Origin of the sequence: Candidatus Lernaella stagnicola, from assembly GCA_030765525.1 — a bacterium.
In the GTDB taxonomy this organism is placed as follows: Bacteria; Lernaellota; Lernaellaia; order Lernaellales; family Lernaellaceae; genus Lernaella; species Lernaella stagnicola.
Window position 1 is genome coordinate 15,582 of sequence record JAVCCK010000017.1, and the last position, 20,911, is coordinate 36,492.

Genomic DNA, 20,911 nt, shown 5'->3' on the forward strand with positions numbered 1-20,911 from the left:
TAGAAGTTTAGTATCTTTGAGCGAAAATTCGGCGCTAAATGAGGTCGATTGGCTATTTTTTCTTCTTTTTGGCAAGTTGAGTCATGTAGTCCTGGTCATAATTCTCCATGAACTTCTCGGTGACCTGAATGCCAAGCGCCTTGTAACCGTCGTCGTTCAGGAACACCAACTCGTCATCGGCATAGGAGGCCAAATAGCCCTTTTCCTGGTAGAACGACTTGGGATGCTCCAAATCAATCAGGGTGGTGCCGGTGACCTTGGCCACAACGCGAATGATGTCGTTCAGCAGGGGCCATGTATCAAAGCAGTATGTAACCAGGATCGGCTCGATATCGTTTTCCTGCATGAGCTTGACCAAGCTTTCGAGGTCGTTTTTGACCCACGCTTGCAGGAGCGGATCGGAAAAGTTTTCAAAGAAGATCGTCCAACTACTAGCGTTTTCGTCGAAATAATCGAAGTACCTGCGGCGGGCGATATTTTGAATTGTTTCGACCGATCCCCCTCCAACCAAATCGAGGATTTTTCTGGTTTTCGGGTACTCGGGGCCGAATTCAGTGGTACTGAAAATCGTTGCCGAGTGCAGGTTCCACAGGTTGTCGAAGCCGTAATTGACGATGCCGAAATCCGGTTTAGGCTTGCGAAAGAAGCCTTTGGTGTCTCTGCCGGCTTGCTCTTGCACGATCTTGAGATACTTACCGGCCAAGTCGAGGCCTTCGGAGGAATTGAGACTCGGTAGTCCGGAATCACGCAGCGTAAATTCGACCCGTTCGTATTTCTTCCGCAGTTCGGGCATGAAAACACGGGACCATGTGTAGGTTGCGTTTTCATCGAAGCCGAAGACTTTTTGGTTTTCCAGCAGCCAGACGACGACTTCCGTCTTTTGGGCCAAGGCGACCTGTCGTTGTTCTTCCTTCCCCTCGCGGTATTTGTTGATCACCATAGCGGCAACGATGACAATGATGACGGCAAGAAAAATCCAAAGCAGCCCGGTTCGGCGTTCGGAAGGACGGTCGTTTAGTTCGGGATTCTCGTGGTCAGGCATTGTTTGCTCTCCTCGCCACGGTTTCGCGACGATCGATTTTCTGGGCACGATCCATCAGAATTCGTAAAACAACCCCAGGTCTCCCCCAAATTGCTCGTAAGCCTCGGACAACTGTCCGTACCGCAAGCTGCCCATGAGGCCCCAATTGACGCCTATCCAATACTTGTGAGACCAGGATGCCTCCCAGTATATCTCATCCACTTGCTCAGGCGTGGCCGCGAATTGGTCCTCGTAGTTGACGTCACCAAAGGTGAAAACGAGGAATGACGTGTACGTACCCTCATCCGTGTAGCCCACATACCCGATGTGGGCGTAGTTGGTCAATTCACCCGGATAGCTTTCCGAAACGGTGAAAGTATACCCCACGGCCCATCGATAGAAGTAAAGTGCGGGGCCGATAAACACACCGACAATATCGTTTTCCGTAAAATATCGGGCGTAGAACGCGCCTGGGTGAATGCCGAGCGTGAATTCGGACGCCAGCGGCAAATAGATACCGAATTCCTGGTCGACCCGCCACGCGGGCAAGAAATCGGAGTTGGACCCGAAGGTTACGGCGGTGGTGCTGGAGAAATAATCAGAGGGCGTGAGCGTAATGCCCAAGGAAGCCGCCGCGCCCTCGCCTTCCGGTTCGAGTTCACCGCCGGTGCGTACGTAGGCGGTTGTTTCCACAAACGGTGTGAGATAATCGTTGACGCGAGCCGAGAAGCCGATGGTAGCACCGGCGCGGCTACCGTAATCCGTGTGGGGGGTGAGGTGGTCGAAGCTGCCAAAACCGTAGAGGTTATAGCGCAGATGCTGTCGAATCGCTTCCCTTTCCTGCTCGGTAAAGTACTTCTTGTCCCAGGCCGAGGCCGGCGCAGCCAATAGGCATACGAACACGAAGGCCGCCAAGAGGCGAATCGCCAATTTCGTCGGGCGTCTTATTTCATGCATCAATCCATCAACCTCCGGCGCGCTGCCGCGTCATTCCATCTTCTCCGCGGTCATCCGGTACAAGAGTTTCTGTTCGATACTTTCCATATCGGATTCCTTGTAACGGCGGGCGTATTCGCGCCAAAGTTCCTTGGCCAACGGCGAATCGCTGGCGATCACGCCGTATAGAATCGGGAAAATCTGCGAAAGAGCGTCGGGATAGAATTTGTCCCAACTGGAAGCCTGCGGTTCGTTCTTATTGTCGAGCGCCCAGCGAAAATTCCGGCGCTCCGGGTCGTACAGGTAGCTGAGGATTCCCTTCTTCATCTCGTCGCGGGCATCGGTGTAATCTTCGATTTCACTTCCCCATCCGACCCGCCGGGCCAGTTCACAGAACGCCGCGAGGCCACCGTATCCCTCGGAGTTGTCCATCGTATATTTGACGGGATAGCCGATCATGGCGATGGCCAGCCCGTCGCGTTCGTCCTGCAAATGCAGGAGCACGTAGGCGACGTCGAAGATCGCTTTCTTGTGCCGGACGATGTAGTCGGTGTCGCGGGTGCGTCGATGGTACTCGTCAAGCAACATGAGGAATTGCCCGGCGTATCCGTCGGCCGAATCATACTGCAGCGTCGGTATTTCGGTTCCGTCGCAGCAGATGACGTAGTCGAATATCGTTCCCGAAATGCCCCAGCGGTCTTCCGCGTTCAGGTGAGCGAAAACCCAGTCGATGTACGCCTTTACTTCGGGCAGGTGCTGTTTATGACGAAGCGAGTAGATCGCCATGATGTCGTGAAAGTAGGGGACAATCCACATGCAGCCGTAGTCGATGTCTTCGTAGAACTTCGCCAGTTGCACCGTCGGGTGGAGGATCAACCCGTCGGCATTCGGGCAATCGCCACCGACGCGCGCGGCGGCCGGGCCGCGGTGCGCGCTGCAGGCGCCCGCAAAGGCGAGCGTCAGCACCAGAACGGCGCTAGCGGCGCTTTGCAACCAGCGTTTTTTCATCTACGTCTTCCCCGATGATTACGTACTCGTATCGCCCTTCGCGGTGGACATAGAACGTGCCGTCGTCGACGAAGCTGTATTGATCGCGCGGCAATGCGATCGGAATGCCCTGCAGCGATTTCTCGTTTTTGAGTTCGATGATCAGCTTGTCGCCTTGGACACGGAAGGAATATTGCGTATCCAGGAACCTGAGCATGTATTTGGCGAAGTAGCTCATGGAGCGAACCTGCAACTGCCCCGACTTCTGCATTTCCTCCAAGATGTCCATGGATTCTTTGATGACGGTTCGTTGGTCGTCGACCAGATAGAGGTAGATATCGTAGGGGTGGGTATACATCATACGGATCGTGCGGTTTTCGACAACGTAGTCGAAGGTATCAACGAACCACTTTTTGATTTCATCGGGCTGGTAGTTGAACACGAAGCCGATCTCGTACAGCGATGCCGCTTGATAATACGGCATGACCGGGAAGGAAATCGCGCGGTCAGTCGCCATTTTTCCCGCGACGAAAGTGCGGTTGGGAAAACTGCCGGAGTCGGCCGTGTTGTAATAGGCCAGGATGCCCAGCTTTTCCATCAGTTCGTTGCTCTCGGGCTGCGGAAAAGCGCCGTTGGGGGCGGAATATTCGACAACTTTTTCGCCGCTGATGCTTTCGATACAATCGCTGTTGACAACGATGTACCGTTCCATTTCGGCCTGAGTGAACAAGCCGGCATTGATATTGTCGGAGAACCAGTTGTGCGCCCAACCGCCGTGGGAGCCGAGCACGCCGAAGGATTTGAATTTATCGACGACCGGGCGACCCTTGCCGCACGCATCGAAACCCAGTTCATCGCCTGGTGTCTCGACAAATTCGCCGGCGGTGATGTGTATGGAGTATTCCATAATGGGTTTCATCATGCCGTCTTCGATCATGCGGGGCATGGTTTCCCATTCGGTGTAATCGTCGATGTGCCAATTGAGCACGAGCCCCGGCTTGTTGAACGGCAGGTTGACCAGGTGCGGGAACCCGACCTCTTTGAACAAGAAGACGCGCAAGACACTGCGTAGCGGCAGATCGTCTGAATACGATTTGAGGAAGCCGAGCGGCAGGTTGACGTAAAGGACCGAACCGTTGCCGTGGTTCCGGATGACGACGGCGGGGTATTTTTCGTCCTTGCTCATCACGACCTTGCCGTAGACTTCGTCATACGTAAGCGGCGCCAATTCTTTGATGCGCGCGACCGGATACGTCAGTTCGCCGTAGCTGTAACTGGACAGGACGCCGTCGGGACCGACCTTTCCGAAGGGGATCTCCATGTAGTTGCGCTTGTCTTCGTCAGCGAATTCCACATGACCGTAGGTATAAGACGCGGTCTCCAGGTCGTCGTAAGTGACGTAGTTGATCCCGAGAATGTCGCTGAAGGGGCTTTTTGCCCGATAGAAACCCTTGCGGTTTTTCACCCCGGCGTCGTAGATGATCGCCACGTTGCCGCCGGCTTGAATATAAGGATAGATCCAGAAACGAATATCGATGGGGACTTCCTGATTTACGCTGTCGGGAAAGATCAAGACCGGCTTCGTTTTAACGACGACTTCCGGGTCGGTGTTGAAGAGTTCTTCGAGACTAAATCGTCGCGACGGGACCCCCTCTTCGGCCAGTACGCTTTCATAGGCGTCGAGGATGTAACCGTATTTTTCCATCATTTTCGGGTTGTAAGCCAGCAACACGGCGAGTTCGTCGTCGTTCTCAAACTCCCGCCCGGATTCCACGTTGCGTATGCCCGCCCAGGCGATCACGGCGATGATCACCAAGCTGACGACGATAAAAACTATCCAACCGGGTTTCATAGCACGGTACCCTTGCCTTCGGTAAGAATGAGGCCGTACATAATGACGCCCGGCGACAGCGTCACGCCCTTCTTACCGACGATCGATTTTGTTTTATCACGTTGGCCGACTCGGCAGTTTTTACCGAGGAAAATCGTATCTTGGCCAAAGATGTTGCCGAGCACTTGGCCGTTATCGTCGATGCTGATTTCCTTCTCGCAAATCAGGTTGCCGCGAACCGTCACATTTTGGCCGAATACGACCGTGCCATACACGCGCACTGTGCCGTGGAATACCACGTTGTCATGCGCCCTGAGGTCGCCGCACACCACAACGTCTTGATGCACGGCATCGCCTTCGAATACCGTGAGGTCGCCGCCGACGTAGTCGAGTTGATCCTCGATGGTTCGGAGTTCGCTGCTTGGAGTCGGACTCACATCCGGAAGCGGCGGCGCCGTAACCGTATGTGTTACCTCGGTAGCCGGCGACGAAGAAGAAGACGAAAATACTTTCGATGATCTGCATTTCGCCGAGGAAGAACAGGATCATCGAGTCGATCATGCCGGAGAGGATGAAGAAGGGAATCAAGTACAGGCACAGCAACAGAAGCCCGTCGAACTTCTCCGCGAAACGCAAATACGGCGATCGAATCACCGCGAAGAAGTGCTTGAAAAGGACGTGGTTGTGACCCCGCGACCAGCGGAAAATCTGCGTGCTGCGAGAGATCCAGTTCTCCGGTGACTCTTCGTAGCATTCGACCCGGTTGGCGTAGGAGACTTTCCAGCCACGGGTGTAAAGCAAAAACGTAAGGTCGGTATCCTCGGCGAGCACCCGGGTGTCGAAACCGCCGAAAGAATCGACAATGCTTTTCCGGAAACCGCCGACCGTGCCGCCGTATTGGGGCACAAGCATCATGTTGTGGCGGGCCTGCTGGTCGACTTGATAGCCGCCGCTGCGTTCCAGGTCGAGCAGCCGGGTCAACAAGTTTTTTTCGGTGTTTTTCGGCACGACCCGTCCCATCACGGCGCCGACCTGCGGGTCTTTGAAGGAAATCGCCAAGTCGCGCAACGTGCCTTTCTGGGGGACGTAGTCGGCATCGAATACGATGATGATTTCGCCCCGACAGACCTCGAGGGCGTCGTTGAGAGCCGCTTGTTTGCCTCTTTTTTGATCGTCTTCGGTGCGATGCATCGGCCGGACCTGCGGGTAACCGGCAGCGAACTCGTTGATAATGTCGGCGGTCCTATCGTCGCTGTGGTCGTTGATGGGAATGATTTCCAGGTGGTCGAGGGGATAGTCGTTATGAACCAACGCTTCAAGGAGGTCGCGCGCCACTTTTTCTTCGTTGTGCATGGGCAAGAGCACCGAGACAAAGGGGTACTCCGAGTCGATAATGTCCTGGTAATACAGGCGTTGTTCGCCGCTAATGCGGTTGATCGTGAACGTAAAGTGGCGGACCGCATACACGAGCAGTATCAGGATCACGACAATCAGGTAGATTTTGAGTATCAGTACAGCCATTTCCACCGCCTGAAGCTGTGCTGAATCAGCTCGGATAAATTGCTCACATATAGCGTGTAGAAGCCCACGACGTACACGAAGTCAAATAGTGGTCCAAATATGAAATAGAATTCCGCCATGAACAAGACGGAGTGGTCCTGCATCGCCGAGAGAAACACCAGGTATCGAACCGTCCCGAAAATGATCGAATACGCGACGTTAAACACGATGAACAGCACTTTGGAGGCCAGCGTCGTCGGCGTGGAATATAAGGCGATGGCCAAAATGACCGGAATAAGTATCCACAGGCCGACCTCGGTGCCGATGTAGAGCATACAGAAATCGCCAATGGTGTACGGAAACTCCATGGGTGTCAGGATGAAAAACGCCGCCGACACACCGTTGACGATCGATAGGAAGGTCAAAAACGCGGCAAACAACCGCGGGAAGCGGCTGACCGCGATGACCACGACAATCAACAACGTGGAGAAGATCAGCATCCCTACGGAAAACAGCGGCGACGGGTACACAGTGGGCATATCGAGCGCGGCGATTGGTCGCCACAACATTTTCCAGTGGAAAATCGTGGGGTAGTAGCCCAGCGTGACCAACACGTTGCGCACCTTCAGGGTCAGGTAATCGACGATGTCGGGATAGAAAATGAAGATGACGATATCGAGCAGGAGGACGAAGACAAACAGGAGCCGCGCGATGTTCGGGCGGTCCTCGTGCGCACGCTTGTAAGCGCGGTGATAATAAATGGTGTCTTTCTCGACCGCCACTTGCCAGCTCCCAGTTTCGCCGCTTCTCGCGGCATTATCGGCACGGTCGGTCAAACCGACCACGATTACCGACTACTCTTACTCAACTTCCTCAACGTCTGCCGCCAAGTTCTCAAGGTTGTTCTTAACAACGACCACTGAGGGGTGATTGGCGTCGTATTTCTTGAGCAATATTTCCAGCGCTTTGTCGAGATACAGCTTGGCCTGCACTTTGTCACCGCTGGAATGATAGACTTCTCCCATATCGTTCAACGTCATCGCTACGACCGGGTCGTCCTCGCCCAATTTCGCCCGCCGAATTTTCAGCGCTCGCGTGTAGTTCTCGATCGCCTCATCGAAGCGCGATTGGTAATAATGCATCTGCCCCGTCAGCGCGTAGGTGTTGGCCGTCTCGGGATGATCCAGACCGATGGTCGTTTCCTGAATGGCCAACGAACGCTCGAGCAGTGGTTTCGCCGCGGCTACGCGCTCATGCGCAATGTAAACCGAGGCTAATGCGTTAAGGGCCCGCGCTGTTTCGGCGTGATCTTTGCCATACAACGCTTCGGAGGAGGCCACCGCACGGCGGCAGTAATCTCCGCCCCGTTCGGCATCGCCCTGGGACGCCGAAATCTCGCCTAGGTAAAGCAAGGAGGCATAAAGTGAATAAGAATTTTTCGGCTGCGGTTCGGGTTGTTCCTCGGTCGGCTCGGGAGCGGCGTGGTTTTCAATGATGCGCTCCAACAGCGGCACGGCGTTGTCGAACTGCTGCTGGCGCATATAGAATTCCGCCAGAGAAAGCATCGGCAGGTTGAGTTCCTCGGCGTGCGGGCCGAGTTCCTTGTCCGCGATTTCCGTGCCTTTTTCGAGGAATTCTCGGGCCTCTTTCTCCCGATTCATCGACGCGTAGATAGCCGTGAGCGTGAACATTGGCTCGATTAGATCCCGGCGGTTGTCGCCGATGGCTTTTTCTTGAATCTCGACGCCGCGCAGCAAATATTTTTCGGCTTCCTTAAAGTCTTCCTGCCCGATGTAGACCGCGGCGAGCGAATATAACGTCGCCACAAGGATGGCGTGATCCTGACCCGAATTTTGCTCCTGCAGCATCAAAGCCTGGTGCAAATAGGGTTCGGCTTCCGCAAACTCATTCTGGTAAAGGTGTGTTTGGCCGACGTTCAGCAACGCCGGGACCAGTGCCGGATCGTTAGGATCCGAGCGCATCTCCTGGCCTTCCAGGGCTTTTTTGAAGAAATGCTCGGCGGCAACGTAATCGCCCTTGAGGGCATAATATTCGCCCAGGCGGGCATACGATTCGATGGTCGCGGGATGTGCGTCACCGTAGGCGATTTTACGAATGGAAATGGCCTGCACCATGGCCGAGACGGCCCTGCGATCATCTTTTGTTTCGATGAAAAGGCCGGCCTTGTCGTCGAGAACGACGGCGGTTTCGGGGTGGTTTTGGCCACGCATGCGGCGCGAGACTTCGTAGGCGCGGTTCAGTAGTTCTTCCGTAAGAAGATAGCGGCCTTGTTCCTGATAAGCCTTTGCCAAGTTCTGTAGCGGCGGGATTACGTCGGGGTGACGCGACCCTTTTTCTTTTTCCACCCGCTCAAGTTCCTGGCGGTATTTTTCGATACGGATATCCAGCGCCCACTTCTTGTATTTGTCGGCGTAGTTGTTTTTTCCTCTAGCCCGGTAGAGATCGGCGAGCAGATTCATGGTCGTGACGACCTGCTCACTCTTGGGACCGTACGTATTTTCGGCGATTTGTAGGGCTTCGTTGCCTACCCGGATAGCTTCGTCGTATTTACGCTGGCCGGATAGCTCACTTGCCTCGATTATCATTGAGTTCCAGAGGGTCGTTTGGGCAAGACTAACCGTCGCGGTTGCTACAAGCAGCGCCGCGCAAACAGCAATTGTTTGTGCATGCCTAAACAGCCGATCCGACAACTCAGTTTCCTATTCAATGCGCAAGTCACCACGAGGCGAGCAATTAGCGTTCGAATACTTCCTTACAGATTCCCTACACCACCGCGCAAACGCATTTTTTTGCACTGCCGCCACGACAATGCTGGACTAAGTGCGTTCGCAATAATAGTATTTGGGCCGCTTCTTCTGTGGGTCTGATCCTAAGAAACCCGAGGGTCGGGTGTCAAGCGGTTTATTTTCCAGCACTGAATCACTTTTTCTACAATAATTACATTCAGATCGCCCCCCCCCCCACTTGGAGAAGTTGCGTTAAAACGCCATAATAAGCGCCGTTTGAAAAGAAACGAACGGTAGGACCCGACGATGCAAACTCGATTTTGGCCCTTCATTCTCACGCTCTCCGTATTGCTTTTTTCCGTAGTGACCGGCGCGGCGGCTGATAGTTATTTTACGGTGGGGCAAGAGGATGGGCGCTGGTGGTTGTTCGACCCGGACGGAGAACGCTTTTTTTCGACCGGAATTAACGCCCTGTCGCCCAACGGGCATTACTGTCCGGTGACGGGGACCTACCCTTATCACGACTCGATCATCGCTCTTTACGGCAGTGAGGACGCGTGGGCGGATGTCGTCCGATCGCGCCTAGCCGACTGGAATTTCAACACGTTAGGCGCTTGGTGCACCGAAGGCATATTCCCGGAGATACCTTTTGCGCCCGTGTTGTACGTATCAGGCGCCGACTGGCTGACCGGCTACGTCCCTGACTATTGGAGCCAGGAATTCTACGACCACGTTGATGAGTCGACCCAAAGCTGTCTCAACGAAGCCGAGAATCCGTTGCTGATCGGCTACTTTCTAGATAACGAAATGCGCTGGGGACCCGATTGGCGACGCCTAGCCGATCTGTTCGCGGACTATATAGAACTTCCCGCGCGCGCGCCGGGCAAAGAAGTGTTACAGCAATGGCTTCGCTACCGGTACGAAGGCGACATACACTTCTTTAACGAAGTCTACGGTTTTAGTCTGGATTCTTGGAACGATTTGCAGGACGTCAAGCATCACACGAACCTGCCGGAGAATGAGCGGCAAAAGATCGACCGCGAGGCGTGGACGGCCTACGTCGCCGACCACTTTTTCGACGTCGTGACCGACGCGGTACGTTCCAAGGATCCGAACCATCTTATTCTCGGCGCGCGTTTCGTCTCGTGGCTCGCGCCGCGTGTCGTGGTTGAGGCGTCCGTGCCGTACATCGACGTGATGAGCGTCAATCATTACGAGGTGTACGATTGGATCGCCTGGGCGACGTACTTACTCGCGCCCTCCTTCGGCATGGTGCCGACGCGGGAGATGCTGGCCGAGTATTACGATCTGGCCGAACTGCCGATTCTAATTTCCGAGTTTTCCTTCCGCGGATTGGACGCGCCGCCGCCCTCGACGTGGCCGCCGAACTGGTTGTTCAAAACCGCCGACACGCAAACCGAACGCACACAGTTCACCGAAGCGTACGTGCGTCAGTGCATCGAAAGCGAATATTGCGTGGGGTACCACTGGTTCGATTGGGTCGACGAACCGGTGCTGGGTCGCTTTGACGGGGAGAACTCGAATTTCGGTTTGGTCGCCGAGGACGACTCCGTCTACGAGGAACTGACGGACATGTTTACCGAGATGAATCTGCTTGCGTACCAGTGGACGCCCGTAAAGTAGTTTCCTAAGAACAACGGCCCGTCGCGCCTAATCGTCCGACGACTCATTATCCTGGCCGCGCCCTGCTTTCCCGCCCGCCCAACTGACCGCGCCGCGACCAAAGCGGCGATTGAGTTCGTCCACGGCGGCAAGCAGGCGCTCGTCGTCGTGCTCGTCGACGAAACTCATATCGAGTTGCCCGCCCCGCTCGCTTTCCCACACGGACATCCCAACACCAATCAACCTCACCAGCCGGCCCGTGAAGCCGCTACCCAATAACAACTGCTTGGCCGCCGCGTAGATGCGGCGGTCGCTGCATGTCGTGTGATCCAAACGGCGGCGGCGTGTGTGGGTTTCGAAACCCGCCAAACGAATCTTGAGCGTGACGACCAGGCCTTTGCGTTGCTCCTTACGGCAGACACGCCCGACCTCTTCCGACAAACGCAATAAGACGGCAAGCAACTCGGCGATGTCGGAGGTGTCTTCGCCAAACGTCACTTCCTTGCTGACGGATTTGCGGTCCCATTCACCGCCGACGCGATCGGAGGCGATGCCGCGGGCTTGGTTGTACAAGTGTTCCGCGCCGCGTTCACCGAATTGGTTACCAAGCGACGGCAGGTCCCACCGGCGCAGTTCGGCCACGGTGCGAATACCCAGACGCGCCAGTTGCTTTTGCCAATGCGGGCCGACGCCCCGCAAACGCGACACCGGCATGGGCTCCAGCCACGCGGCCACGTCCTCGGGCCGGACGAGGGTCAGTCCGTCGGGTTTTTGAAAATCCGAGGCGAGCTTGGCGATCAAACGGTTCGGGCCGATGCCGACCGAGGCGCTCAGCGATGTCTCTTCGCGGATGCGGCGTTTGGTCCGGCGGCCGATATCTTCCGGTGTGCCGTAGACGCGCTCCAAACCCGTGATGTCAACGAATGCCTCGTCGATGGATACCGGCTCCACCGTCGGGGATATTTCGCTCAGGATGGACATCACGTGCTGAGACACGGCGCAGTACTTGGCGATATCCGGCGGCAGGTACGCGCCTTGCGGGCAACGCTTGTATGCCTGGGAGATCGGCATGGCGGAATGGATGCCGAAGCGGCGGGCTTCGTAGGAGCAGGTTGCGACCACGCCGCGCGCTCCGGGCATCGCGCCGATGATCACCGGCTTGCCAAGCAGTTCCGGTTTGTCCCGCTGCTCGATGGCTGCGAAGAACGCGTCCATGTCCAGGTGCATGATGAAGCGCGGCACTGGGCACCTCCCGCGCGTGGCAACCTATCACGTTTGGTGAGCGCGACAAATCGGCGCGAAATCGCGGAGACTGAATTGACGTCTCCCGGGCACTTGCCCATAATGCGGACCATCCATTTCAGGGATGCGAAAGCGTTAACACTATATGATTCGGAATGGCGAGGATTTGTAGCAAAGTTGTTTTTGTCTGCGCCCCGTTTTTCGTATCGACAGGAGGCCAAATATGCGTGCTCGGAAAATCGTGTTGATTACCGCGTTGTTGCTCGCCGCGGCGTTTGTCGGCTCGTTGCTGGCGGCTCCCATGTGGGAGTTGCAGGACAAAACTTGGTGGTGGCTGACCACGAAGAACGGCAATCCCTCCGGCTTCGAAATGGCGACGTACAAAAAGGTTCAGCATGAAGGTGAAGACTGCCTGCACACCATGTTGAAGAAATTCGACGGCAAGAAAATGCTGGTGTATGAATGGGTGCGGGGCAAGAAGCAGCCGCTCTATTCGTTCACGTTGAAGCGTAACGGCAAAGTCATCGCCACCGGCCACAACGTTCCCGGCGGTTACGAATTCAAAATCAAAGGCGAAGACGTCAAGATCACGAAAGAAGAGTTCGATTTTTTCGCTTTCGACGACCAGAACATTTACTTCCACGTCGGCGACGGCGAGACCAAAGAACTGAAGATCTTCTGCCCGCTCAAGGGCAAGGTGATCAAGAAGTCCTACACCGGCAAGGGCGAAAAGAAAATGAAGTTGAACGGCCAGAATTTCACGGCGCTGGTTTACATGGTCGTGGACGGAACGACTCAGTGGGAAGTCAAGACGGCCAAAGGCACCCGCGCGGTACTCGTGGCCGATAGCACAACGACCGGCGAGAAGACGAAACGCGTGAAGAAATCTGAAGTTAAGAAAAACTTCCCAGGCAAAATTTAACGAGAACGATAATCCATGGAAGGCCGCTCTTCGGGGCGGCCTTTTTTTAGTGCAGGCGCGGGTTTTGGCCGGTGCCATGATAATCCTCCAGATCCAGCAATTCTCCGAAAGACGCCGCGAAGCGCTCCACAAGAAACGGATCGAATTGGCTGCCGCCGCCCGCCACAATCGCGTCGTAGGCACTTCGCACCGGCCACGGCGCTTTGTACGGCCGCTCTGAGATCAACGCGTCGAACACGTCACAAATGGCACAAATCCGCCCCGCAATGGGGATGTCCTCGCCCTCCAGCCCGGCGGGGTATCCCAGTCCGTCCCACCGCTCGTGGTGGTACAGGGCGATGTTGCGGGCCACAATGAACAGTTCGTTTTCGTTCTCCCGCAGAAGTTCGAAGCCTTTGGTGGTATGGGTTTTCATGATTTCCCACTCATGCGCGTCAAGTATGCCGGGCTTGAGCAGGATATGATCGGGAATGCCTATTTTACCCACGTCGTGCATCGGACTGGCGCTGAGAATCAACTCGCAATGCCGCTGGTCAAGTCCGACGACGCAACCGAGCCGGTACGCCATTTTGCTCATGCGCACAATGTGCATCCCTGTTTGGTTGTCTTTGTATTCCGCCGCCTGGCTGAGCCGCCGAATGATTTCCAGCCGCGACTCGTTGAGTTCGCGGGTCCGGTCCCGCACCATCGTTTCCAGCATTTCGTTCTGATCGCGGACGATTTTGTGAGCTAAACGCACTTCAAGCAGGTTTCGGATTCGGTTGATTGTCTCCGTGTCGTCGAAGGGTTTGGTGATGAAATCCTTGGCTCCGCCGGCCAGCGCCCGCAAGCGCACATCGCGGTCGGTCAGCGCGGTGATGACCAACACCGAAACATAGGCGTCAGGCTCGAGTTCCGGCAACTTCGCCAGGATGTCGAAGCCATCGACGTCGGGCATCATTAAGTCCAGAAGCACCAAGTCGGGGCGGAATTCGCGGTAGACGTCGAGCACGCGCTTGGAATCGGATTCGCCGCGGCAATTGGCGAAGCCGTAGGCTTCGAGAATGCGGGTCAGCAACGTTACGTTGACGGGGTTATCGTCCACAATCAGGATACGGGCTTTTTTAATTTGCTCTTCGGTGATCATGTTTCCGCCACCGGTAGTTTTCTATTCGTTTCGTTTCGGCAGTACCCTCCGCAGCGACGACATGGAGATGGGTTTGGCCACAAAATCATCCACGCCTGCCGCCAAGCAGCGTTCCCGCATTCCCGCAACGACGTGGGCGGTCATGGCGACGATGGGCACGTGCATGCCCTCTCCTTCCATGTGCCGAATCGTTCTGGTCGTCGCAAAGCCGTCCAACTTCGGCATATGTATATCCATAAGCACGATATCGTAACGAGTCTCACGGAGCATCTCGACGGCGCTTAAACCATCGTCGGCCAGGTCCACGGCACAACCCAGGCCCGCAAGTAAACGCGCGGCAACGATCTGGTTGGGGCGATTGTCCTCGACCACCAAAACCCGCACGCCGTCAAAGCGGGAATCGTCGTTTTCGCTCACGGGGGAACTATTCGTCATCTTTTTTTTTCACCGCCGCTTTAGGTTGGCGCGCCGCCTGCATCGCGGCCATCGCCCTTTGTTCCTTCAACAATTCGATCAGCAACTCTTTCACGGTAAATATAAGATTGTTCGGCGTCGCCGCCGCGAAAATCGGCCGCGGGGCCTCGGTCGTGTGGAACTTGTCCATCAAGTCGTGAAACTCGCTGCCGCTTAGGCCCGACATCAGCAGCACGCGCGGCAGTTTGTCCGCCGGCGCCGGCTCACCCGGATTCTCCGCGGTCAACACGTCCTGGATGCGGGCGTCGATCGCCTCGGCGGCGCATTGAATGACGCGCACGTCCGGAGCCTCGATACGCCGCATGAGTTCGCCGATCGCCGTGGCTTCTTCGCTCGTGAAGCCGGTAAGAAGCACGGCCCGCGGCCCCACGCGCCGCACATTGCATTTCATGACCGGTTGAAACGTGGCGTCGTCGTTCACTGCCCTCTCCTTCGCGGCAAAACCGGCGAACCGGCTAGTCGTTTCGCAAATCCCATTGTGCCGAAAACGGAGCGCAATGTGTAGCGAGTCGTCCAACTTGACTTCACCGCGTTTCCCATTCCTAATAAATGACATCAGTGCTTAGAGGCGGGGCTCGCGCCGTCGTCTTTTATAGGAGTGCACAATGAAATGGTTCACGGCGGCCCTCGCCGGGCTCGCGTTAATTTTCGTTCCCACTATCGGCTTGCAGGCGGCGGATTTCGACCCGGAATTGCACGCGAAGGCCGCCGATTACCAGCTATTTCAGGAAACCTGGCACCTGACCGACCTGGGCGCCATCACCGGCGGAATGAGCTTCACCGACGAAACACGGACCGAGCGCTCGTGTCTTCACCATCAGGGTGACAGCATGATTTGGACCGGCATGCAGCTTGGGAGCGAAGCGTTGCGCTACCACATCACGGGCGACGTCGCCGCTCGCGACAACGTCATCGCCCTGGTGCAATACATGGACGCCGCAATGTCCATCACGCAAACGCCGGGCTATATCGCGCGTTTTGCGGGAATCGACCAAATGCCCTGGAATTGCGCCACCGACAAGTTGGCCACCGATGGCAAGGGCCCGGCAAAAGTGTTGGGCGAAGGTGAATGGGAAGGCTACTACTGGATCGACGAGACCAGCCGTGACCAGTACAGCGGCTACATATGGGGTATGACCCTGGCCTACGACTTTGTGGGCGACGAGCCGACGCGCGGGATCATCCGCGAGCAGTTTCGGCAGATCGGCGAGATGCTCGTCGAGCACGATTGGCACATCCGCGACCAGAACGGCGAATACACCGGCAACGGCGCGGCATGGATCGGTTTCGGCAAGCGTGTGGCTTGGCTACTGGCGATCGCGCACGTCGTGGACGAACCCTACTATTGGAACTTGCTAGACGAACAGTACGCGCAAAACAAAGTCCTGCTGCCGGCGGATGTGTGGTCTTGGTACAACCATTACGCCGAGTTTTACGGGAATAATCTGCGCCACCTGGACTTCGCCCTCATCTTCCGACTTTGGCCGGACCGCACGCGGCTGCAGGAGTTATGGGATGTCTGGCAAAAATGGAATCGGCCGTGGACGACGGCGATCCTCAACCCGTGGTTCGACTCGATTCACGCCTCCGGCTGCCTGCGCCTGGGCATTTGCGACGAGGCGGAGATGACGCAGATCGTCGATGATAACGAACGCACGCTGCGCCTCTATTGGGACGCGCCGAGCTATCGCCGCGAGGTCCTTTGTTCCACGCAGCCGCTGGACCCCTTCTCGGTGTGGGCGGACGAATTTTTACGCGGCATCCCATGGCTTGAGGAAATTATCAACATCGATCCGATTTCGGCCGTGCCGCGGGAGATCAACGACCGCCACTGGACCGATATGTACTGGCAGAGCAGCGGTGTTTTCGACGCCTCCTGCCATTCGACCGCCGACCCGACCTATACCGGCCCGGGCATGGATTATCTCGTCGCCTATTGGATGAACGTGTACTACGGCCTACTTCCCGGCGATGGTCCCTACGGCGACGACGATCTCATCGAACCCGGCGACGATGATGACACCACCGACGACGACGACGATGACAATGACGACGACGATAACGACGACACCACCGGCGACGACGACGATGACAATGACGACGACGCCGGTGACGACGACGATGACGCCGACGATGACGACAACGATGATAACGACGACAATGACAATGACGATAACGGCGGCGGGTGCGGCTGAGCCCCACGTCTTCGAGTCACGACATCACCGGTCACCGCACGTCGAATCGAACGGCCGAAAGGACGCCGCGCATGGAACCGATCATTCCAGATCCCTTCGAATTCGCCTGCGGCCCGAAAATTATCTTCGGCGCCGGCCGCTTCGCTGAACTGCCCGCACTTTTAGCCACCTGCGGCAAACGCGTGCTTTGCCTTACGGGGGAAGTTTCATTTAAAACGGACGCCAAATGGGGCGCTTTCCACGTGGCGGCGGCCGCGCAGGGCGTGCGCATCTCGCACGTCGCCGTGGGTGCGACGCCATCGGACGTATGGGTGGATGAGATTTGCGCGAAGTACCGTGATGAACCGATTGACACGGTGGTCGGCATCGGCGGCGGCCGAGTTGTCGACAGCGCGAAGCTTGTAGCCGTGGGTCTGGCGGCGTCGCAGCCGATGCGTGATTGGGTGTCGGAAGCATACCGGGAGCGGCTGCCGTTGGTTGTTGTGCCCACCACGTCCGGCGTGGGGGCCGAAGTATCGCCCGCGGTGGTTTACACCCTCCCGGATGATCCCCGGCGCGTGGCGGAGATTCGGCATGACCATTTCGCGCCCGACCTCGCGGTGATTGATCCGGAACTGATGCTGGGTTGCCCGCTGCCCCTTTCGGCCGCCGCCGGTTTGACGGCTTTGACGCATCTGCTGGAAAGCTACGTTTCCCGCCGGGCCAACGCGTTGAGCGATGCCATCGCCTTCAGCGGCGTTTTACACCTGCGGGAGAGTTTCCCGGCCTTTTTCGCAAATGGCGAGGATACCGTTTTGCCTCGTGCCAATCTCGCCTACGCGTCATTGCTGGCGGGAATCGCACGGGCCAACGCGGGCAGCGGCGTGGTGCATGGTTTGGCGCTGCAACTGGCGGGACGCCACGGGATTTCTTACGGCGTGGCGTGCGGCACGTTGCTTCCGGTCGCGGTCGGCGTCAACATTCACGTGTTGCGCCACGTGCAACCCGACGAACTGATCTTGGCGAAATACGCGATGCTCGGGCATCTGTTTTCCGGATTGGAGCCGGCGGATATCAACGCCGGTTGCGACGCCCTGATCACGACGCTGAACGACTGGATCAATGTTATGCAGTTGCCGCGGCTGGGAGATTTCGGCGTGGAAACCGATGTGATCGCCGACCTCGCCGCGGCCACCGACGTAGGCGATAACGCGGTCGAAATCACCAACGACGACGTGAAAAACATCATTCAACTTAGGATCTAGACCGAATTTTCGGATTTGTGCTACTTTATTTCGAAACCCACCCCCCCTTTAGGAGTCACCCATGGTTACCGGCCCAGGCGGCATGGCATCAAGCCACCATATGGCTGAATTGCGGGAGTATGTCATTGAGCGTTTTCAAGAGGGCGAGGACAAGTTTTCGATAGCGCGCTCGCTTCAAACCAGGGGAGTGGCGCGGCCGATGGCGCGGGAACTCGTCGAGCAAGTTGAAATGGAACTCAACGCCACCGCGGCGACCGAGGTCACGCCCGCCAACTACGTGCTTGGATTTGTCGGCGGTCTATTGGGCGCCATCGTTTCGGGAGTCGTGTGGATTGTTGTGTTGATCTTCGCCGATTACGAAGTCGGCCTGCTGGCGCTGGCGATGGGTTTCGCCACGGGATTCGGCGTCGCCCTGTTTTCCGGCGGCAAACAAAGCGTTTTGTTGAACGCGTGGGCGGTCCTCAGTTCCGTACTGAGCCTGGCGGCGTGTAAGTACTACACCTTCTATTTCTTCCTCAAACAAATCGTTGCCGAGGAGCACGGGCAAGAAGTCGCCGGCCACGTCACGCTTTTCGGAAAAACCCTCAACGCCTTTTTCTCCAATGCGACCGCGGTATTCAGCTTTTACGACATCCTGTGGGTCATCCTGGCGGCCATCACGGCCCACCGGACGTATACGGCCAGGGTCGGCGACTAGTTCCCGATCCGACAACGAAAAAGCGGCCCCCACTGTGGGCGGGCCGCCGTAGCGATTTCTCGATACCTGCGTCTTCTAGATATTTTCGATGTCGGTCTCTTCCTTCTTGGCGCCGCCTTCTTGTTTCCTGAAAAAGCCGATGCGATCGAAGGGGCGCACGACGCTGGACATCAGATTGGCAAGGTGCGCGCTGACTCTCTTTAGGTGACGGGCGTAGAGCACCAGGGTAACGGACTCTTTGGAGTTGAGCGACTCATCGGCTGCGACATCCTGCATGATTTGTTCGCAAATCTTGTTGACCCGCCCGTGGACCCGCATGACTTCGTTGGCCCCCTCAACGTCTTCGGATTCAAACGCCGTGATGCTCTTACGAAAGGAGTCGCGCACTTGAGTCGTGGCGTCGGCGAGAATGGACGAGTATGGCGGCCGATCGCCGATGGGTTCGTACACGCTGCTGAGTTCGAAGATGTTTTTGCAGTAATCGCCCATCCGCTCGATGTCGTTGATGATCGTCGTGAGCACCAAAGAGAACACCAGATCCTGACGCGGACTGATCGACAAGTGTTCCAACACCATGCGTCGGACCTCGATTTCGCCCCGATTGATGTCCTTATCCATCGCGTAGATGTCGAAGGTCACTTCGGTGCCGTTGAGGAACAAGTCCGACACGGCCGCAAACATGAGTTCGGCCTTTCTTAGCATCGCGACGGCGTCGCCAAGTGCGACGTTGATCAACGAGTCTTTTTTCCAGCCGGCTAGCAATTTGGACAGCATGGCTTACCTCGTAAGGAAGATTAGCAGCAATGGCAATAGGAAGAATGTCACAAGTATGTAAACAATGACAATGTAGCGGTTTTCAGCCGCTATTTTGCCCAGGAGATGGCTCGCTCTGATCGGCAGGGCCCGCAACGGGTAGAAAATCGCGCACCCCGAAATGTTGAATAGCAGGTGTACGAAGGCTATCGTCACACCTTGCGCGCTGCCGGTGGCTAACGCAGCCATCATCGACGTGACAGTCGTGCCGATGTTCGCGCCGAGGGTGAAGGGATAGAACTGCTCCACGGTCAGGATACCGGCGCCGATCATCGGGACGATCAGCGAAGTGGTGATGGAACTGCTTTGAACGATGCTGGTCAACACCAGCCCAAGGCCGAAACTGCGCAGCGGCGATTCGAACAGAACATCGTGGATCACGCGCTCGACACGGCCGACCACGATTTTTCGCATGATGTTCACGAACTGTTTGAGCGAAAAGAAAAGCAGCGCCAATGCGCCGACCAGTAGAATGATGCCGCCTATGGTTTGCGGCAGGCCGAAAGTGTCCAGAACAAGATGCTCCAGAAACTTTACCACGGGCTTGGTGATCACCTTTAGGGGACTGACCAGCTTCAAGCCGCCGACGCTCTCGAACATTCCCTCAAACCACAACGCGAACTTGGATAGATAGCCGGTAAGCAATTCAACCGGCAATAATACCGCCACAGCCATGAGATTGAAAAAGTCATGAACAGTGGCCCCGGCCACGGCGCGGCGGAATTCCTCCCGGCGCGTGATGTGCGCCATCGAAACCAACGTGTTGGTGACGCTGGTGCCCACATTCGCACCCATGACGATGGGAATCGCATTGTCAATCGTAAGTGTTCCCGAGGCGACCAACGTGACGACGATGGACGTGGTGGTCGAGGAGCTTTGAATGATGCTGGTCGCCAGGATGCCGATAAACAAACCGACGATTGGATTGGCGGTCGTTTCGATCAGGGTTTTGGCAAAGCCCCCGCCAAAGAGCTTGAACGTGCCGCCCATGAGTGTGATAGCGAGGAAGAATAGATATAGGACCGCGATGAGCTTGAACACGGCCAACAGGGCGTTGGCACTGCTTTCATTTGATTGCGCCGCCGTATTGGTCACGCGGGCGGATGGTTCTCTATGCTGGCCGGGCGGTATGGGTGTCTGCTCCGGTTCCATGTTTCTTCCTTGCAAGGAATTTTCTGACACGGCATTCGGCGCCCGAAACATAACAGAATTCCAACCCCGAACATTGTTAGAAAACGATCAATTCACGAGACCGTCGGGGCTAAAATTACGCCTACAATATAATGCGTTATTGAGCTTTCGCAGGTATCACGCAAACTTCGGACGCCTTTTCTTTTTCGTCTTTTTCGCGGGCCGAACGCCAGGGAACAGGATAGAACTTGACAGTCCGACGCCCCGCCGGTACAAACAGCGGAACGTCTGCGAATGGGACAGCGATTGACTAAGCGAGCGATTCTGATTTTGGCTTTGTGGTTGGCGGTCTCGGCGTTGCCGTGGGGCGGCGCTTTCGCGCAAACCGACCCGGCAGACCAAGCCCCGGCAGAGGCTCACCA

Annotated in this window: 19 protein-coding genes; 5 read left to right on the forward strand and 14 right to left on the reverse strand. The window is 56.5% G+C overall.

Annotated features, from left to right (window positions below; translation table 11 throughout):
- Positions 1–52 precede the first annotated feature (52 nt).
- From P9L99_08095 to P9L99_08130, 8 genes are all read right to left on the reverse strand, one after another.
- The gene (locus P9L99_08095; protein MDP8223304.1) at positions 53–1,042 is read right to left on the reverse strand and encodes a hypothetical protein; all 990 of its coding nucleotides are present in this window, start codon (positions 1,040–1,042) and stop codon (positions 53–55) included.
- Positions 1,043–1,096: 54 nt separating this feature from the next.
- Positions 1,097–1,978, reverse strand: coding sequence for a YaiO family outer membrane beta-barrel protein (locus tag P9L99_08100; GenBank protein MDP8223305.1), 882 nt, complete (start codon positions 1,976–1,978; stop codon positions 1,097–1,099).
- A gap of 30 nt (positions 1,979–2,008) precedes the next feature.
- Complete coding sequence (locus P9L99_08105) at positions 2,009–2,965, reverse strand: hypothetical protein (protein MDP8223306.1); 957 nt, start codon at positions 2,963–2,965, stop codon at positions 2,009–2,011.
- Positions 2,934–4,796 (reverse strand): hypothetical protein, encoded by a 1,863-nt coding sequence (locus P9L99_08110; GenBank protein ID MDP8223307.1) that lies wholly within the window; start codon positions 4,794–4,796, stop codon positions 2,934–2,936. Before P9L99_08110 ends, P9L99_08105 begins: the two co-directional genes overlap by 32 nt.
- On the reverse strand, positions 4,793–5,122 hold the full coding sequence (locus P9L99_08115; GenBank protein MDP8223308.1) for a hypothetical protein: 330 nt from the start codon (positions 5,120–5,122) through the stop codon (positions 4,793–4,795). The genes P9L99_08110 and P9L99_08115 overlap by 4 nt, the downstream gene beginning before the upstream one ends.
- Positions 5,079–6,296: a glycosyltransferase family 2 protein gene (locus tag P9L99_08120; GenBank protein ID MDP8223309.1), complete on the reverse strand. Its 1,218-nt coding sequence runs from the start codon at positions 6,294–6,296 to the stop codon at positions 5,079–5,081. The genes P9L99_08115 and P9L99_08120 overlap by 44 nt, the downstream gene beginning before the upstream one ends.
- Positions 6,284–7,057: a hypothetical protein gene (locus P9L99_08125; protein MDP8223310.1), complete on the reverse strand. Its 774-nt coding sequence runs from the start codon at positions 7,055–7,057 to the stop codon at positions 6,284–6,286. Before P9L99_08125 ends, P9L99_08120 begins: the two co-directional genes overlap by 13 nt.
- Before the next feature lie 78 nt (positions 7,058–7,135).
- Positions 7,136–8,986, reverse strand: a complete 1,851-nt coding sequence (locus tag P9L99_08130) for a tetratricopeptide repeat protein (protein MDP8223311.1) — start codon at positions 8,984–8,986, stop codon at positions 7,136–7,138.
- Positions 8,987–9,328: 342 nt separating this feature from the next.
- Between P9L99_08130 and P9L99_08135 the strand changes: the two genes are divergently transcribed.
- Positions 9,329–10,666, forward strand: a complete 1,338-nt coding sequence (locus tag P9L99_08135; protein ID MDP8223312.1) for a hypothetical protein — start codon at positions 9,329–9,331, stop codon at positions 10,664–10,666.
- A 27-nt stretch (positions 10,667–10,693) separates the two neighbouring features.
- Here P9L99_08135 and dinB read toward each other — a convergent pair whose 3' ends face one another.
- Positions 10,694–11,887, reverse strand: a complete 1,194-nt coding sequence (gene dinB / locus P9L99_08140; protein MDP8223313.1) for a DNA polymerase IV — start codon at positions 11,885–11,887, stop codon at positions 10,694–10,696.
- A 223-nt stretch (positions 11,888–12,110) separates the two neighbouring features.
- Between dinB and P9L99_08145 the strand changes: the two genes are divergently transcribed.
- Positions 12,111–12,809, forward strand: coding sequence for a hypothetical protein (locus P9L99_08145; protein ID MDP8223314.1), 699 nt, complete (start codon positions 12,111–12,113; stop codon positions 12,807–12,809).
- A gap of 46 nt (positions 12,810–12,855) precedes the next feature.
- Here the strand turns inward: P9L99_08145 and P9L99_08150 are convergent, their stop codons facing one another.
- Genes P9L99_08150 through P9L99_08160 form a run of 3 tightly spaced genes read right to left on the reverse strand, consistent with a single transcriptional unit; the run spans position 12,856 to position 14,830 of the window.
- The gene (locus tag P9L99_08150; protein ID MDP8223315.1) at positions 12,856–13,935 is read right to left on the reverse strand and encodes a response regulator; all 1,080 of its coding nucleotides are present in this window, start codon (positions 13,933–13,935) and stop codon (positions 12,856–12,858) included.
- Between the two features lie 21 nt (positions 13,936–13,956).
- Entirely contained in the window at positions 13,957–14,370 is a 414-nt protein-coding gene (locus P9L99_08155) for a response regulator (protein MDP8223316.1), read from the reverse strand.
- A complete protein-coding gene (locus P9L99_08160) occupies positions 14,360–14,830 on the reverse strand; it encodes a DUF3783 domain-containing protein (protein ID MDP8223317.1) in 471 nt (156 codons plus the stop codon). The genes P9L99_08155 and P9L99_08160 overlap by 11 nt, the downstream gene beginning before the upstream one ends.
- A gap of 184 nt (positions 14,831–15,014) precedes the next feature.
- Between P9L99_08160 and P9L99_08165 the strand changes: the two genes are divergently transcribed.
- The 3 genes from P9L99_08165 to P9L99_08175 all read left to right on the forward strand — a co-directional run bounded on the left by P9L99_08165 (position 15,015) and on the right by P9L99_08175 (position 18,545).
- Positions 15,015–16,604 carry a hypothetical protein gene (locus P9L99_08165; protein ID MDP8223318.1) on the forward strand — a complete coding sequence of 530 codons (1,590 nt, stop codon included), beginning with the start codon at positions 15,015–15,017 and terminating at the stop codon, positions 16,602–16,604.
- Positions 16,605–16,675: 71 nt separating this feature from the next.
- On the forward strand, positions 16,676–17,848 hold the full coding sequence (locus P9L99_08170) for an iron-containing alcohol dehydrogenase (GenBank protein ID MDP8223319.1): 1,173 nt from the start codon (positions 16,676–16,678) through the stop codon (positions 17,846–17,848).
- 61 nt (positions 17,849–17,909) lie between these two features.
- On the forward strand, positions 17,910–18,545 hold the full coding sequence (locus P9L99_08175; GenBank protein ID MDP8223320.1) for a hypothetical protein: 636 nt from the start codon (positions 17,910–17,912) through the stop codon (positions 18,543–18,545).
- A 75-nt stretch (positions 18,546–18,620) separates the two neighbouring features.
- On the opposite strand, the gene P9L99_08180 is transcribed toward P9L99_08175, so the two are convergent.
- On the reverse strand, positions 18,621–19,319 hold the full coding sequence (locus P9L99_08180; protein ID MDP8223321.1) for a PhoU domain-containing protein: 699 nt from the start codon (positions 19,317–19,319) through the stop codon (positions 18,621–18,623).
- Positions 19,320–19,322: 3 nt separating this feature from the next.
- Complete coding sequence (locus tag P9L99_08185; protein MDP8223322.1) at positions 19,323–20,561, reverse strand: Na/Pi symporter; 1,239 nt, start codon at positions 20,559–20,561, stop codon at positions 19,323–19,325.
- Positions 20,562–20,911: the final 350 nt, after the last annotated feature.